The sequence below is a fragment of the Flavobacterium sp. Root935 genome (assembly GCF_001429295.1).
Lineage (GTDB): Bacteria > Bacteroidota > Bacteroidia > Flavobacteriales > Flavobacteriaceae > Flavobacterium.
Genome location: NZ_LMJL01000008.1, coordinates 932,719 through 949,005, shown reverse-complemented (window position 1 = coordinate 949,005; position 16,287 = coordinate 932,719). Strand labels below are relative to the sequence as shown.

The following is a 16,287-nucleotide window of genomic DNA, read 5'->3' as shown; positions in this document are numbered from 1 at the left end:
TTTCAGGTTTCAAGTTTCAAGTTTCACGTTCTGTACGTAACCTGAAACCTGAAACTTGAAACAAAACAAACAAAAAAACAAATGAAATTAGACATATTAGCCTTTGGTGCGCATCCAGATGATGTAGAATTGGGATGTGCGGGAACAATTTTAAAAGAAGTATCACTTGGAAAAAAAGTGGGTATTGTAGATTTAACACGCGGCGAATTAGGAACCCGTGGAACTGCAGAAATTAGAGATCAGGAAGCAAAAGATGCCGCAAAGATTTTAGGTGTCGCTGTGCGTGAAAATTTAGCAATGCGTGATGGTTTTTTTGTGAATGATGAAAAACACCAATTAGAAGTCATTAAAATGATTCGTAAGTATAAACCCGAAATTGTATTGTGTAATGCAATCGATGACCGCCATATTGATCACGGAAAAGGAAGTAAGTTGGTTTCTGATTCTTGCTTTTTATCAGGTTTGATGAAAATTGAAACGTCAATTGATGGCGAGAAACAAGAAGCTTGGAGACCTAAAGTGGTATATCACTACATTCAGTGGAAAAATATCACTCCTGACTTCGTAGTAGACATTACAGGTTTTGAGAATAAAAAAGTAGAAGCGATCTCGGCATATAAAACACAATTTTACGATCCGAATTCGAAAGAACCCGCTACGCCAATTACCAGTAAAAACTTCTTTGAAAGTTTAAATTACCGCGCTCAGGACTTAGGAAGATTAGTTGGAAAAGATTTTGCCGAAGGTTTTACTGTTGAAAGATGTTTGGCAGTCAATAGCTTAGAAAATTTGTTGTAAATTTTTCATTTTTTTCTTTGTAGAAGTAAACCTTTGTTATATATTTGCACTCGCTAAGCAAAAATGGTGGTTGTAGCTCAGCTGGTTAGAGTAGCGGTTTGTGGTGCCGCGGGTCGCCGGTTCGAACCCGGTCAGCCACCCAGATTCAAAGCCTTGAAGAAATTCAAGGCTTTTTTTGTTTTCTGCCTAAAACAAAAAAAGTAAAATTCCAATTTTTTGAAATTTCAGTTTTTTGAAATTCCAAAATTCAAAATTCAAAATTCAAATTCCAAAATTCAAAATTCCAAAATTCAAAATTCCAAATTCCAAATTTCAAATTCCAAATTTCAAATTCCAAATTTCAAATTCCAAACGCCAAAATTCCGAAACCAATTTTATATTCCGTAGGAATATTTCATCGGTAGAAAAAAAATGGTGTTGTTTTTTCATTGTGTCCTGTAAGGACACTTGATTTATCGAAAAATAATACATCTTCTTCCCATCAAACGCTCCTATGGAGCGTATAACCGATTATCTAAATTTGATTCTACCAATGAGACATTCCTATGGAATGTATGTGATCGATTAAAACATACTATTGTTTTTCTACCGATGAAACATTCCTATGGAATGTATTTGTGAGCGATTAAAAAAATACCATTGTTCTTCTTGTTAATTCTACCGACGAGACATTCCTATGGAATTTATTGTGTTCGATAAAAAAAAAGCACAACTTTTAGGTTGTGCTTTCTGGTGGTTAATATATTTGGTTTATGTATTATCGAATTTCTTCAAATGTAGTTCCTTGTTTAATATCACCGGTTTTAAAACCTTTTTTAAACCAATACATTCTTTGTTCAGATGTTCCGTGTGTGAAAGAATCTGGAACAATTTGGCCCTGCATTTTACTTTGAATTGCATCGTCACCAACTGCATTTGCAGCACTTAATGCTTCGTCAATATCGCCCGTATCTAAATTTTCCTGATTATAATGTGCCCAAACCCCAGCGTAAAAATCTGCTTGCAATTCTAACGCAACAGATAATTTATTGGCTTGTGCGTCGCTTTTTCCTTCCTGTTCCTGACGCATTTTTGCAGATGTTCCTAATAAGGTTTGGATATGATGACCTATTTCGTGTGCAATTACATAAGCAATGGCGAAATCTCCGCCTTTAGCACCAAATTTGTTTTTTAATTCTTCAAAAAAAGCTAAATCCATATAGACTTTACGGTCGCCAGGACAATAAAACGGACCAGAAGCAGATGATGCACCGCCGCATGCTGTTTGTACAGAGCCTCTAAAAAGTACTAATTTTGGTTTTTCATATGTCATTCCGTTTTCGGCAAAAATTTTGCTCCAGATGTCTTCGTTATCAGCTAAAACAACTTTTACAAAATTCCCCATTTCTTCATCTTCTTTGCTTAAGGGAACTGCAGTTTCAGTTTGTGATTGCCCGCCTTGCATTTGTTCTAGGATTGGTGCTATCTGCTGGCCGGTTTCTCCTCCAAATACATTAAGTAGTAAAACTATAATACCAATAACACCACCTCCAGCGATTACTTTTCCGCCAGATAAACCTCTTCTGTCTTCTACATTATCACTTTGTCTTCTACCGAGCCATTTCATATTGAATTCTTTTTAAACTTATTATCAAATTGATTGTACGAATTTATATATTTTTTATGATAAATTTCACATTCGAAAGATTAATGTTTAAAAAATGTAGAGAAATAATATGCTTATTTTTTGATACATTTAAAATTAGGTAAGCCATTTGATTAATGTCTCTTCGACACTTCCTTTCATGATTGGTTTTGAAATGTAGTCATCCATTCCAGCAGAAAGGCATTTGTTTCTTTCGTCTTTTTCTGCACCAGCTGTAACCGCAATTATCGGAATATCACGGCCTTTTTTGGTGTTTCTAATGGCTCTTGCAGTTTCATAACCGTTCATAATTGGCATCTGAATATCCATAAAAACGATTGTTGGATTTATTTTTTCAAATTGCTGTATCGCTTCATATCCATTTTCGCATTCATGGATGTAAGCATTGTTGTAGAGATTTTTAATAATTGTTTTAAGTAGAAGCATGTTTACTTTGTTGTCTTCAACAATTAGAAATGTAATTTCATTATCGTTCCGTTCGATTTCTTCAGGATCCAATTCGATATTGAGACTTTTCAGTTCAGCATTGTATCGGTCACTAATACTTTGATTGCTTGTTTTTAGGTTTAAATCAAAGTAAAAATTGCTTCCTTCGTTAATTTTACTTTCAAGCTGTAAACGGCTTTCCATTAATGCAAGTAATTGGTTTGAAATGGTTAAGCCTAATCCTGTTCCTCCAAATTTTCTCGTTGTAGAACTATCCTCCTGCGAAAAAGCTTTGAAAATTTTCTTCTGATTCTTTTCAAGAATACCAATTCCGGTATCGATTACCGAAAAGCGAATCACACAATTATTGTTTTTCTTTTTTTCTAAAACTGACACATTTAATTTTATTGAACCTTCAGTCGTGAATTTTACTGCATTTGACAGAAGATTGATCAAAATCTGCTTTATTCTCACAATATCTGTCCAGATGTATTTGGGAACATCAGGATCGATATTTAATTCGAGTTCCAAATTTTTCTGATTGGATTCGTAAACAATTAAATCGAAAACTTGGCCCAGAACTTTTTTGATATCATAAAGGTCAATAAAGAGTTCTAATTTTCCAGCTTCAATTTTAGAGAAATCCAAAATGTCATTTATAATTTCAAGCAGCGAATGTGCCGATTGATTGATAGTTGTCATGTATTTTTCCTGAATTTCTTCAAGATCAGTTTTCATTAGTAAATGTGTAAAACCTATAATTCCGTTAAGAGGAGTTCTAATTTCGTGCGACATATTGGCCAGAAAATCCGACTTCGATTTATTGGCTGCTTCGGCTAATTGCTTGGCTTTTATAGCGTCTTCGATTTCTTTTTTATTGGTGATATCAAAATAAATACCGCCGACAAACTCAATTTCGTCATCTCTTTTAATTACGTCTCCAAATTCTTCAATCCAAATATATTCTCCAGTTTTACGTTTAATGCGATATACATTATGCAGAGGCATTCCCTTTTGCAGATTGTCGATTTGGCTGTTTATCACTTCTTCTTTATCATCATGATGAATTAAAGAAAGAAACGATAAATTGTTTTCTATAAATTCTGATTTAGAATATCCAGTTAAATTTAAAACTTCATCATTAAGAAATATTTTAGTTGAGAAAGCATCAAATTTGGATAGATAAACTGTGCCAGGAATATTGTTTGCTATTAATTTGAATTTTTCTTCGCTTTCAAGAATTTTAGTTTCATTTCGATTTCTCTCCAATGCAGAAGAAATGTTATTTGCTAAAACCTGAAAGATGTAAATTTCTTCATCAGACCATTTCTTTTCTTTCGTACAATCGTCAAAACCTATAAAGCCAGTAAATATATCGTTAATATAAAGAGGCAATATTAAAATAGATTTGATTTCATTATTAATCAAAAGGGTTTTGAAAAATCCTTCGTCAAGTTTTCTGGTGAGTGTGTTTAGAATTTTTTTCTGTGCGGCTGCTTCGTAAATTTCCTTTAAATTTTCTTCGGTCATGTGACGCAAAGGTGTAATTTGATGCTCGATTCCTTCGCGGGACCATTTGTATTTTTGGCTGACAGTGTTGTAAATTGGATCTTTTTCATAATAGTACATATGATCCACTTTGGCAGCTTTACCAATAATATCATACGTTTCTTGAAACATTTGCTGTGTGGTTTTACTCAGCAGAAATTTCTCGGTGCATAAGGAAAGGGCAGATAAAAGATGGCTTTTGAATTCTAATCTTCTTTCTGCTTCTAAGCGCATCTGAGACGAAATAGCCAGCGAAATGACATCAGATATTGTTCTTGCATAATTGATGTCTTCGTTGTCCCATTCGCGTTTTTTTTCGGTGCTTTCAAAACAAACCACACCTGCCAATTGTCCCGTTAAAAAAATAGGCACATCAAGCATTGATTTGATGTTATTCTTTGTAAAATATAATTTTTGAAATTCAGATGTTTCTAATTTATTAAATACATCCGGTGCGTTTATAATCGCTTTATTATTTAAAGTTTCAAAATAAATTGGATACGATTCTTTATTTAAAATGTTTTTGTCAGTTAGATTTTGATTGTCAAGACTGAAAAGATTTTTACAAATAATTAGATCTTTATGATATTTCCAGAAGCTCACACGATTAGCATTGCTTATTGTTGCAGCCTCTTGCAGAATTAAATCAATTACAGTATTTAGTTTGTCGTATTTACTGAAATCAGTCGTTGATAATTTTTTGGTCGAATTATTATAGGCTTCAATTTTTTTGAGACGTCTTTTTTTCTCGTTTTCTATATTCTTTTTCTCTGTAATATCTCTTGCAATTCCAGAGAATCCTGTTGTTAATCCGAAGTCATTTCTGCGAACAATAATTTTTTGTGAAATCCATATTTCTTCTCCATTTTTCGTTAAAATCGGGATTTCAATTATCGGATAATTGTTTTCATTAAGCACTAAATTTTCGTAAAAGTCAACCGCACTTTTAATATAATTTTCGTGAATGAAATTAGAATAATGTTTCGAGATAATTTCATTTTCAGGATATCCCAGAATAGAGAAACCAAATTCATTTAAAAAAGTAAAATGTCCTTCGGCATCAATTTCAAAAATAATATCAGTTGCTGTCTGAATTAGGTTTTTATATTGATCTTGAACAATAATCTGCTCTGTAACATCCTGCCCAATACTGATAATTAAATCGTCAGAGAATTTTTTATCTTTCCATTGAATATATTTAAACTCGCCATTTTCACTTTTTAGTTTTCTAATGTAAAGTTTGTCTTCATGATTTTTAACGGGATTTGATTTTTCTATGAATTCTGAATCTTGTGTCAACTCCCAAAACTTTAATCCCATTACATCTTCGGGTTCATAACCTAAAATAGCAGTTACGGTTTCGCTGCAAAATAAGATTTCGCCTTTTTGGTTATAGGCAATTGTTAGAGAATTTCCTTTATGAACAATTTCGCTGGCAAATCTAAAATTGTCACGATTGTTTAATAAAACAGCATATTTTACTTGATTAATAATGAAAATTAGAATACAGAAATTAAGCAGTAAAATAGAAGATTTTATTGGAATTAATTGAAATATAATCGTCGTAATTAAAAAAGTAAAAGTTAAACCAACAAAGAGCCAATAAATTTTGATCGGTTTAAGGATACTGTACGAAAAGAAAAAAGAGATGAGGAAAACGATAATAGGAACAACATCATTATCAAGAGTTACGATGTTGAATCCTACGTATGCGATGTAAATGAAAAAAGAGAAAATAAAGATCTGCTGAATTTGATCTCTCAGCCATTTAATTTTGTCTGTAATTGCGTATATGATAAGTACACCAACACCAACTGAAACATTTACTATAAGTAGACTTTTGGGTCTAATCTTAAAAATTTCGTTGATGATTTCAATTACAATTACTGCAATACCAAAAAATAGAATATAGAGCTGATATTCTTTACTAATCGTATCCTGTTCTTTCTTTTTTTCGATGAAATATCCAATTTTAGCTTTGATCCTAAAAAACTGGTATACTAACAGCGAAAGAAATGCGAAGAGTGATAATCCTAATAAAATGAGTTTAGGATTATTGTAAAAAATAATATCATAGTTTACTACGTACCATCCTGTCATAATTGATTTTAAGGTATTACCAATGCTGGCAATTCCTGAAATAACCGAATTAAAAAAACTATAGTCAGCCGCCATAGAATTTGGATGTATTGGTTTAGTAAACAGCCTTTTGAGAATTCTTAAAAGAAGTGGTTAAGTTCTTTACAAATAAGAATTTCTATTTTAATCTAAATTAGATTTTCCAATTGAATCAATTGAATCCTCTTCTTCTTGTATTCCAAAAATGGCAAAATAAGTAGCATAAATCATCGAGCTATTAAATACGACCGTAAAGATAATTCCCACGCAGCACGCGAAAATACCAATCAGCGAACCAATAAAACCTATGATGAAAAATGCAAATATGTTAAGCGGATTTTTAGTAACAAGAGTAATGCTTGATTTTATGGCATCTAATGCACTCAAATTTCCGAAAACAATTAAGGGAATTGATAAATACATAAAGAAAGAGACCATAAAAGAAATAACATTTCCAACATACAAAACGTCGAAGCTGTCAATAAAATTCGAAAGAGCGGTTCCTACAAGAGCTGGAATAAACGCTGCTACAAAAATTTGTCCAAAATACGGACCTTTATAATAGCTGAAAATAGTAGAAACATTAAACTCGATATCTTTATCTGCACAATCTGCCATTTTTAGAAAACCTGCACCAAAAGGTGCCGTAATTCCTGCTAATGCAGACACGGTAACAGTTTGAATTACAAGTTCTAATGCCGTAAGTTTTTGGTTTTCTAGATTTTCAAAAAAATCTTTCGTCATACTTCCCACTCCAAAATAAGCAATTATTACTCCCATAAATACCATCGCAGCTATAATTGAAAAAACTAAGATGATAAGACCAGAATAAAGCGCAATTTTTTTATAGTTTTCGAAGGCGTGATTAAAAACTGTAGCAAAATCAAGGGAATAGCCATTTTTTTTAATGTCCTCAATTTGGGCAAGTGTAGATTTCATTTGGTGTAAAATTGTTTTATAGACTTGTAATATTTGATAAGTATCTTGACGTAAATATAATATTTTTAATCAATTCCGTATAAAAATCTATAAAACATTCCGAAAGGTTTTAACTAATTTAAAGCCAGTCTAAAATCCTTTTAATTGAAGCTAATTTTTCTTTGTAGGGTGCGTAGCGCATAGGTAAATCAAGCCAGTTTCCTTTTTTAACCATGGCTTTGTGATGCGAAAATGTGTCGAAGCTAAGCTGGCCGTGATATGCGCCGATTCCGCTGTGTCCAACACCACCAAAAGGAAGTCTTTTATTAGAAAAATGAACGACTGTATCATTAATGCATCCGCCTCCAAAAGAGTATTTTTTAATTAATTTTTTAGTAAATGAATTATTTTCACTAAAAATATAAAATGAAAGAGGTTTCTCATAACGGCTGACGACCTTTTCAATGTCATTTTCGTTTTCATATGTAAGAATTGGTAAAATAGGGCCAAAGATTTCTTCTTTCATAACAGGACTATCCAAATCTGGTTCTTCAAGTAAAGTTGGAGCGATATAAAGTTGATTTGCATCACTTTCACCTCCAAACAATACATTTTCGTTCTGGATCATATTGGTTAGACGATACCAGTTTTTGATGTTGATAATGCGCGCAAAATCTGGCGATTTGTCAATTTTTTTTCCGTACGCTTTAATGATTTCTTCCATTAAGTAGGTAATAAAATTGACTTTCATGTTTTTCTGCACCATGATATAATCTGGAGCAATGCAGGTTTGTCCGGCGTTGATAAATTTTCCCCAGACAATTCGTTTAGCCGCTAGTTTTAGATCAGCAGTTTCGTCGACAATACATGGGTTTTTTCCGCCTAGTTCCAATGTTACTGGAGTTAAATTTTCGGCTGCAGCTTTTGCAACGATTTTTCCAACAGCAACACTTCCGGTAAAAAAAATGTAATCCCAGCGCTGCGCTAATAATTGATTAGAAACTTCAACACCGCCTTCGAAAACTTCGACGTGATTGATGTGAAATGTTTTCTCAATAATTCTCGCAATCACAGCAGAAGTATGCGGAGTAAGTTCTGATGGTTTTAAAGTAACTCTATTTCCGGCAGCTACAGCGGCAATTAGAGGGCATAAGGCTAATTGAAAAGGGTAATTCCAAGGAGCAATTATTAAAACGTTTCCATAAGGTTCTTTATAAATTTTATCAGTAGAAGGAAAGTTTAAAAGAGAAGGAAAAACGCGCTTAGGTTTAGCCCATTTATGAATGTTTTTAATAACATCTTTAAGTTCCGAAATAACATAACTTGTCTCTGTAACAACAGCCTCAAACTCTGGTTTTTTAAAGTCATCATACAAAGCTTTTATAATTAAATCTTCGCTTTTCTGAATGTTATACAATAACTTTTTCAGCGTTTCTTTTCTATACCCGATGTCACTTTTATAATCCATTTTACGATTAGCTTGTTTTTTACTCTATGCAAGTTAATCGATAAAAATTAAAAAAATAAGAATTAAATCATAAAAATCATACAGCATTCCAGATTGGATCCTCTGGAGTGGGAGCAACAATAGTGACATTTTCTTTAGAAACTGGATGCACAAAAGTGAGTTTTCTAGCATGGAGATGAATGCCGCCGTCAGGATTACTTCTGTCTGCGCCATATTTTAAATCACCTTTAATAGGGGAACCAATCGCAGTTAATTGTGCGCGAATTTGATGATGACGACCAGTGTGCAAATTGATTTCCAGTGCCGTATAATTCTGTAATTCTTTAATGATAGTGTAATCTAAACTAGCCAGCTTGCTATCGGGAACTTCTTTTAAATGTGCTTTTGAAGTATTGTTTTTCTCGTTTCGTTTTAAATAATGAACCAATTTGGCAGATGCTTCTTTTGGTTTGTTTTTCACAACCGCCCAATATGTCTTTTTCGTTTCACGATTGCTGAACAATTCGTTCATGCGTGTCAATGCTTTACTCGTTCGGGCAAAAACAACAATACCAGTTGTAGGTCGATCCAAACGATGAATCACTCCTAAAAAAACATCTCCAGGTTTATTGTATTTTTCTTTAATGTATTCTTTTACAATATCAGACAATGGTTTGTCTCCTGTTTTATCTCCTTGTACAATATCGCCAACACGTTTGTTAACCACAATTATGTGATTGTCTTCGTGTAGAATTTGGAGATTGTTTTTGTTAGAAAGAATTTTCATTTTTAGACTAGCTTAGATTTTTAGATTTTAGACTTCTTAGACTGGATTTTTTTTGATAAGTTTTACAGCAAAGTTGCTCTAAATCTTGATGTCATTTTTGTTATTTCTTCAAGTAAATTTATTAATTCGGTTGTACTTTCTTCATTTATAAATCCTAAATCAGAAGAAATTAGAAGTTGTGTTTCTACTTCATAAGCAGAACCAATTGCGATTTCTAAAAATCTAGCAAAATCTTTGTTAGAATTTCTCGAAGAACCTTCTGCAATATTTGAAGGAATTGATACAGATGCTCTTCTCAATTGATTAATTATTCCAAACTTTTCTTCATTGGGAAATGTGGCTGTAATAGAATAAATTTTAGAACAAAATAACCTGCTTTTTTTCCAAATCAAAAGCTCTTTAAATTGATGCATTTTTAAATAGTTGATAGATTTTGGTAAACACTTTAGATTGTTAGAATGAGACTTCTTAAGACTTGGTCAAATGAATAAAAGTAAGACAAAGTTCTAAGAAGTCTAAGTCAGTCTAAAAATCTAAGCTAGTCTAATTTTAGTACTGTTCACTAGCATTAGGAAAATCACTAGACTTAACATCAGCAGCATATTGACCAATTGCTTGTGTCATTTGCTCGTAAAGATTTAAGTAACGACGTAAAAAACGCGGACTAAATTCATTATTCATTCCTAACATATCATGGATAACCAAAACCTGACCGTCAACACCGCCGCCGGCACCAATTCCGATAACAGGAATCGAAATGCTGTCTGCTACTTTTTTAGCAAGATCAGCAGGGATTTTTTCAAGGACAACTGCAAAACATCCCACTTTTTCAAGCATTTGAGCATCTTCAATCAGCTTTTCTGCCTCCTCTTCCTCTTTGGCGCGAACGCTGTAAGTTCCAAATTTGTAGATCGATTGAGGAGTTAAGCCTAAATGTCCCATAACAGGAATTCCAGCATGTAATATTTTTTTAATAGATTCTTTAATTTCTTTACCGCCTTCTAGTTTAACTGCATGTCCACCGCTTTCTTTCATGATTCTGATTGAAGAACGTAAAGCTTCTTTAGGATCGGATTGGTAACTTCCAAAAGGTAAATCGACTACCACTAAAGCTCTTTCGACAGCACGAACTACAGACGAAGCATGATAGATCATTTGATCTAGCGTAATTGGCAGTGTCGTTTCGTGACCAGCCATAACATTTGATGCCGAATCACCAACTAAAATTACATCAACACCTGCAGTGTCAACAATTTTCGCCATTGTATAATCATACGCAGTAAGCATAGAGATCTTTTCTCCGTTGCTTTTCATTTCAATTAATGACTTTGTTGTGATTCTTTTATAATCTTTTTTTGCTACTGACATTTTATTTTTTTTTGATATTGTAAAAGTATTGAATAATTGTAAACTGAGAATCAGCAATAATAGAATATTTCGACAGAAAATAGCTTTCCGTTTTTAAATTCTAATCTAAATTGACTGTCTTCCATTATGATAGAGTATATGTGCGGTGATTTTAACGAAGCTTCAATATAAGTTCCATATTTTTCAATGAAAGCTTTTTCAGACAGCGTATGATCTAAAACTGCATTTTGATTTAGTATGAATTTGTTGTTTTCGTTGATGAAAACTTTAATAATTTCAGCTTTGTTTTGTTTCTCATCTACAGAAACTTCCAAATCTGGATAATAATAAAACAAGTCACTTAAGTAAAGACCGCATTCGTCTGAAATACGAGTTTTCTTGGGCGGATTTCCAAATGTTTTAACCAGATCAGCCTGCGATATATAAACAGATTTTGTTTTAAATCCTTTTAACGAATATTGAGATTTCTGGATAAAAGCAATAATTTCTTCAGGCTGTTTATGTTTGGATAAGGCTTTGGCTAAAGCCATATTCAATTCTGTTTCAGCTATTAATTTAGGATCATTTATCTGCTTAACCACTTCATAATATCTTTGATACGCTGGAACTAAGCTGGAATAATCGCTGTTCCAAGCCAATTCTACAATTCTTTCGCTCAATGTTTTACGCTCGGCAATCGCATTAATATCTAATTTATCAAAGTCTTTTATTAAAGCATTAAAATTAGGTCTTGAACCGAGAAATTTTCTCAGTGTAAATTTGGCATATTCTTCAGAAAAACTACCGTTAATATTTACCCATTCGTCTGGATTTACAGGAAGATAATTTACCGCAGCAGGATCGCCGGTAAAAAGAATTTCTCTAATTTTTGAATTTTTATCTGGTAATGCCCTTGCTTTGAGTCCAGCTGCTAAAACAAAAAGGTGATTGCTGCCGTAATAAGCATCGCCGCCTTCAAGAATTGGGTTTTGAGGATCTTTAGTTTTTACATCTTTAGCATTCAGTCTTGTTGCTAAAAATTTCTCTTCAATAAATCCTTCATTAAAATTATCGGCTTGTACTTTTTGCCATCCATTTTGACTTTCACCCAATAAACGAACTTCCGCACCGTATTTAAAATAACCTAAAAAGTCAGCCGATGACTTTGGAGAAGTGTATAATCTTGTATCAGAATTTAGAAAATAACGTTCTTGGGAATGCAGTAAAAGCGAACAGAAAAAAAGTAAAAAGTAAAGTTTTTTCATGAAAGTAGATTTTGGTTTTGCCACAAATTACACGAATTTACACGAATTTTTCACGAAGTGAATAAAAAATGAATTCGTGTAATTCGTGGCAAATAAATATTTTTAACAATCAGCCATATTAACAGCAATTGCAAGTCCGCCTTCTGAGGTTTCTTTGTATTTGGAATTCATGTCTTTTGCTGTTTCCCACATGGTATTAATTACTTTATCCAATGGTACTTTAGCATTTTTAGAATCAGTTTCTAAGGCTAATTCAGCCGCATTTATAGCCTTTATAGCACCCATTGTATTTCTTTCTATACAAGGAATCTGAACCAGACCGCCAATTGGATCACAAGTCAAGCCAAGATGATGTTCCATCGCAATTTCTGCAGCCATTAAAACCTGAGCAGGAGTACCGCCCATTAGTTCGCAAAGCGCCGCCGCAGCCATCGAAGAAGAAACGCCAATTTCTGCCTGACATCCGCCCATTGCAGCTGAAATTGTAGCACCTTTTTTGAAAATACTTCCAATTTCGCCGGCCACTAATAAAAATTGTTTGATTTCTTTTTCGCCTGCATTGTGGTTTTCAATAACCATATAATACATTAGAACAGCAGGAATTACACCAGAACTTCCATTGGTTGGAGCAGTAACAACACGGCCTAAAGACGCATTTACTTCGTTCACGGCAAGTGCAAAACAGCTAACCCATTTTAGGATCTGGCGAAATTTAACTTCTGTTTTTCTTATTTCTTCCAGCCAGCTTTGCGGATCATTATAATTAGATAAACCGATAAGATTTTGATGCATGTCAAAAGCTCTTCTGCGCACATGAAGTCCGCCTGGAAGAATTCCTTCAGAATGACAGCCAATGTACATACATTCTAACATCGTATTCCAAATACGCATTAATTCAGAATGCACTTCTGCTTCAGGACGCATTGAAATTTCATTTTCATACACAATTTCAGAAATCGATTTGTTTTCAGAAATTGTATAATTTAATAATTCCGCAGCTTTCTGAATTGGATATGGAAAAGCACATTTGATAACCTCTTTTCGTTTAGCATTTATGCGTTCTTCTTTTACCACAAAACCGCCGCCAATAGAATAAAAAGTGGATTCATATTCCGAATTATCAGCTTTGTAAGCCGTAAATTTCAATCCGTTGGCATGGAAAGGAAGGAATTCTTTGTTGAAAACAATGTCTTGGAGAAAATAAAACGGAATCACTTTTTGGTTTCCCAAATTGATTTCATTTGTAGTTTCGATCTTTTTGATAATTCCAGCAATATCCTCAACTGGAATATATTCAGGATCCTGACCGCTCAATCCGAGCATAACGGCAAGATCTGTTGCGTGCCCTTTTCCAGTTAAAGAAAGAGAACCGTATAAATCAACTTTTACCCTTGTAATATCTTCTAAAATTGCTTCGTCTTTCAGTTCTTCCAGAAAGCGTTCCGCAGCGCGCCAAGGACCCAAAGTGTGTGAGCTTGAAGGGCCAACGCCAATTTTAAGCATATCAAAAACAGAGATACATTCTTCCATTGTTCAATTTTTGTTAAGACAAAGATAATTGAATAATGCAATGAAGATTTATTTTTGAATGTTAATCTTGCGTATTTGTTAAAATAAATATTAAATTTTAATAATTCAGCAACGAAATAAATTTAAATCCGTAATATGCAGTTTTCGTAGAAAGTTCGTGTTTTTTAGGTATTTTTGTAGTAAATCAAGCTGTGAAAATCAGCGCGATTCTTTCCAATTATTAATACTTCAGGGATTTTGTTCTAATTCTGAAAAATGTCTTTTTACAAATTATAATGCCACAAGAAGATAAAGTTACAATATGATAGAATTTTTCAAACATCTATTACAAGAATTCGAATTACCGCTCACCAACCCCGTGTTAATTTTTTCTTTAATACTTTTTATAATTCTGCTTTCGCCGATTTTACTAAAAAAAATTAATATCCCCGGAATCATCGGACTTATTATCTCGGGAGTAATCATCGGGCCGCACGGATTAAACATTCTGGCCAAAAATTCTGCTGTTGATTTATTTTCCACAATCGGACTTTTGTACATCATGTTTATTGCGGGTTTAGAATTGGATATGAATGAATTCAAAGCCAATCGAAATAAGAGTTTATTATTCGGTTTTTTTACTTTTATATTTCCGCTCTCTATAGGTTTTCCAGTTTGTTTTTATTTGTTGAAATATGATTTCAATGCCAGTTTTTTAACTGCCAGTATGTTCGCGACGCACACATTAGTGGCGTATCCAATTGTGAGTAAACTGGGAATTGCTAAAAATCAAGCCGTTGCTATTACAGTCGGCGGAACAATTTTGACTGATACTGCGGTTTTGATAATTCTTGCCGTAATTATGGGAAGCAGTCAAGGGAATCTTAATCAGGCTTTTTGGATTAAGTTAGGGGTTTCATTGGCGATTTTTTCTGCCATAATGTTTTTGGTTATTCCAAGAATTGCCAAATGGTTTTTCAAAAAATTAGAAAGTGAAAAACACGCCCATTATATATTTGTACTTTCTGTTGTTTTCTTTGCAGCTTTCTTAGCCGAAGTAGCAGGAGTAGAGCCTATTATCGGAGCATTCGTCGCAGGTTTGGCGCTAAATCCGTTAATTCCGCATTCTTCTGCTTTGATGAATAGAATTGAGTTTATTGGGAACGCTTTGTTTATACCATTTTTCTTGATTTCTGTTGGAATGCTGGTTGATGTAAGCGTCATTCTTAGCGGACCAACTGCTTTAATTGTTGCTGGAACTTTAAGTGTTGTTGCGATATTTGGAAAATGGATTGCAGCATTTTTTACACAGCTTGTATTTAAATATACTAAAACCGAAAGACAGCTTATTTTCGGATTGAGCAGTGCGCACGCGGCCGCAACTCTAGCCGTGATTTTAGTTGGATTTAAAGCCAAAATCTTAGACGAAAATATCCTTAACGGAACTATTATTTTAATTCTGATAACTTGTATCGTAGCTTCATTTGCAACTGAAAAAGCAGCTAAAAAAATTGCGATCTGTGAAGAAGAAATTTCACATGAAGATACTGGACGAGATCAAATTTTAGACGAACATATTTTGATTCCGCTGGCGAAAACTTCTGCAGCAGCCAGTTTGCTTGATTTTGCTTTATTGATTAAAGATAAAAAATCGTCTAATCCCGTTACACTGCTGACGATTGTTCCGAATAACGGTCAAGCCGAAAAGAATATTTTGAAGTACCGAAAAGCAGTTGATAAGTTTGTAGTTCAGGCTTCTGCCTCGGAAGTAAAAATTAATACAATTGCCAGAATCGACCACAATCCTGCAAGTGGAATTGCGAGAACTTCAAAAGAAATTATGTCGGATATTGTGATTGTAGGATGGCCGAGAAAAACGGGATTTATTGATAAAATCTTTGGAGAAAACGTCGATTCAATTATTAATAACGTTGACAAAAGTTTATTTATCTGCCGTTTTCAAAAGAATTTTATCGAAGAAAAAAGATTAGTTTTTGTTTGTCCGCCATTTTCAGAAAGAGGAGTTGGTTTTCATTTACTGCTTCAAAAAATTTGTCGTTTATCGCAGGAATTAAGTATTTCGATTGTGCTTTATGCCGAATATAAAACGCATGAAACCATTCAGCAGATTGCTAATAATTTGAAGTTGAATGCTAAATTAGGGTTTAAAAATGTTTCGGATTGGGAAGATTTTGAATCTATTTCTGATGAAATGAAATCAACAGATTTAGTAGTTTTCAATCTTTCTCGAAAAGGTTCTGTTTCTTACCAATCGATTTTTGACAAACTGCCTCAGAAGTTTGAAAAGTCTTTTGGCGAGAATAACGTAATTTTAGTTTATCCGCAAGACGACCGTAAAGAAAGCGCTATGGACGCTTACGAAGATTTTACAGCATCTCCATTAGCAAAAGGTATCGAGGCTATCGAACAAATTGGACGTGGTTTGGGAAGTATTTTGAAGAAGAGTTAAAACTTATTT

11 protein-coding genes and 1 tRNA gene are annotated in these 16,287 nt (G+C 33.5%); 3 read left to right on the top strand and 9 right to left on the bottom strand.

Annotation, left to right across the window (positions count from 1 at the left end):
- The first annotated feature begins 81 nt into the window (after positions 1-81).
- Together bshB1 and ASE40_RS09270 are read left to right on the top strand one after the other, a co-directional pair.
- Positions 82-798 (top strand): bacillithiol biosynthesis deacetylase BshB1, encoded by a 717-nt coding sequence (bshB1, locus tag ASE40_RS09275; RefSeq protein WP_057116665.1) that lies wholly within the window; start codon positions 82-84, stop codon positions 796-798.
- 66 nt (positions 799-864) lie between these two features.
- A tRNA-His gene (locus ASE40_RS09270) sits at positions 865-938 on the top strand.
- 617 nt (positions 939-1,555) lie between these two features.
- Here ASE40_RS09270 and ASE40_RS09265 read toward each other — a convergent pair.
- The 9 genes from ASE40_RS09265 to ASE40_RS09225 all read right to left on the bottom strand — a co-directional run bounded on the left by ASE40_RS09265 (position 1,556) and on the right by ASE40_RS09225 (position 13,829).
- Positions 1,556-2,404: a neutral zinc metallopeptidase gene (locus tag ASE40_RS09265; RefSeq protein WP_057116664.1), complete on the bottom strand. Its 849-nt coding sequence runs from the start codon at positions 2,402-2,404 to the stop codon at positions 1,556-1,558.
- A gap of 135 nt (positions 2,405-2,539) precedes the next feature.
- Entirely contained in the window at positions 2,540-6,592 is a 4,053-nt protein-coding gene (locus ASE40_RS09260) for a PAS domain S-box protein (RefSeq protein WP_057116663.1), read from the bottom strand.
- A gap of 87 nt (positions 6,593-6,679) precedes the next feature.
- Positions 6,680-7,474: a hypothetical protein gene (locus ASE40_RS09255; RefSeq protein WP_057116662.1), complete on the bottom strand. Its 795-nt coding sequence runs from the start codon at positions 7,472-7,474 to the stop codon at positions 6,680-6,682.
- Between the two features lie 118 nt (positions 7,475-7,592).
- Entirely contained in the window at positions 7,593-8,921 is a 1,329-nt protein-coding gene (locus ASE40_RS09250; protein WP_057116661.1) for an aldehyde dehydrogenase, read from the bottom strand.
- 76 nt (positions 8,922-8,997) lie between these two features.
- Positions 8,998-9,687 carry an RluA family pseudouridine synthase gene (locus ASE40_RS09245; RefSeq protein WP_057116660.1) on the bottom strand — a complete coding sequence of 230 codons (690 nt, stop codon included), beginning with the start codon at positions 9,685-9,687 and terminating at the stop codon, positions 8,998-9,000.
- Positions 9,688-9,749: 62 nt separating this feature from the next.
- Entirely contained in the window at positions 9,750-10,100 is a 351-nt protein-coding gene (locus tag ASE40_RS09240) for a four helix bundle protein (protein ID WP_057116659.1), read from the bottom strand.
- 136 nt (positions 10,101-10,236) lie between these two features.
- The gene (gene panB / locus ASE40_RS09235; RefSeq protein ID WP_057116658.1) at positions 10,237-11,055 is read right to left on the bottom strand and encodes a 3-methyl-2-oxobutanoate hydroxymethyltransferase; all 819 of its coding nucleotides are present in this window, start codon (positions 11,053-11,055) and stop codon (positions 10,237-10,239) included.
- A 50-nt stretch (positions 11,056-11,105) separates the two neighbouring features.
- Positions 11,106-12,299 (bottom strand): SH3 domain-containing protein, encoded by a 1,194-nt coding sequence (locus ASE40_RS09230; RefSeq protein ID WP_057116657.1) that lies wholly within the window; start codon positions 12,297-12,299, stop codon positions 11,106-11,108.
- Positions 12,300-12,401: 102 nt separating this feature from the next.
- Positions 12,402-13,829: an L-serine ammonia-lyase gene (locus tag ASE40_RS09225; protein WP_057116656.1), complete on the bottom strand. Its 1,428-nt coding sequence runs from the start codon at positions 13,827-13,829 to the stop codon at positions 12,402-12,404.
- Between the two features lie 301 nt (positions 13,830-14,130).
- On the opposite strand from ASE40_RS09225, the gene ASE40_RS09220 reads away from it, so the two are divergent.
- The gene (locus ASE40_RS09220; RefSeq protein WP_057116655.1) at positions 14,131-16,278 is read left to right on the top strand and encodes a cation:proton antiporter; all 2,148 of its coding nucleotides are present in this window, start codon (positions 14,131-14,133) and stop codon (positions 16,276-16,278) included.
- Positions 16,279-16,287 lie beyond the last annotated feature (9 nt).

Bases quoted from the DNA above. Each gene is read 5' to 3' on its own strand.
- ASE40_RS09230 (WP_057116657.1), bottom strand. From the start codon at position 12,299: ATGAAAAAACTTTACTTTTTACTTTTTTTCTGTTCGCTTTTACTGCAT.
- panB (WP_057116658.1), bottom strand. From the start codon at position 11,055: ATGTCAGTAGCAAAAAAAGATTATAAAAGAATCACAACAAAGTCATTA.
- ASE40_RS09265 (WP_057116664.1), bottom strand. From the start codon at position 2,404: ATGAAATGGCTCGGTAGAAGACAAAGTGATAATGTAGAAGACAGAAGA.
- ASE40_RS09240 (WP_057116659.1), bottom strand. From the start codon at position 10,100: ATGCATCAATTTAAAGAGCTTTTGATTTGGAAAAAAAGCAGGTTATTT.
- ASE40_RS09220 (WP_057116655.1), top strand. From the start codon at position 14,131: ATGATAGAATTTTTCAAACATCTATTACAAGAATTCGAATTACCGCTC.
- ASE40_RS09250 (WP_057116661.1), bottom strand. From the start codon at position 8,921: ATGGATTATAAAAGTGACATCGGGTATAGAAAAGAAACGCTGAAAAAG.
- ASE40_RS09255 (WP_057116662.1), bottom strand. From the start codon at position 7,474: ATGAAATCTACACTTGCCCAAATTGAGGACATTAAAAAAAATGGCTAT.
- ASE40_RS09225 (WP_057116656.1), bottom strand. From the start codon at position 13,829: ATGGAAGAATGTATCTCTGTTTTTGATATGCTTAAAATTGGCGTTGGC.
- ASE40_RS09260 (WP_057116663.1), bottom strand. From the start codon at position 6,592: ATGGCGGCTGACTATAGTTTTTTTAATTCGGTTATTTCAGGAATTGCC.
- bshB1 (WP_057116665.1), top strand. From the start codon at position 82: ATGAAATTAGACATATTAGCCTTTGGTGCGCATCCAGATGATGTAGAA.
- ASE40_RS09245 (WP_057116660.1), bottom strand. From the start codon at position 9,687: ATGAAAATTCTTTCTAACAAAAACAATCTCCAAATTCTACACGAAGAC.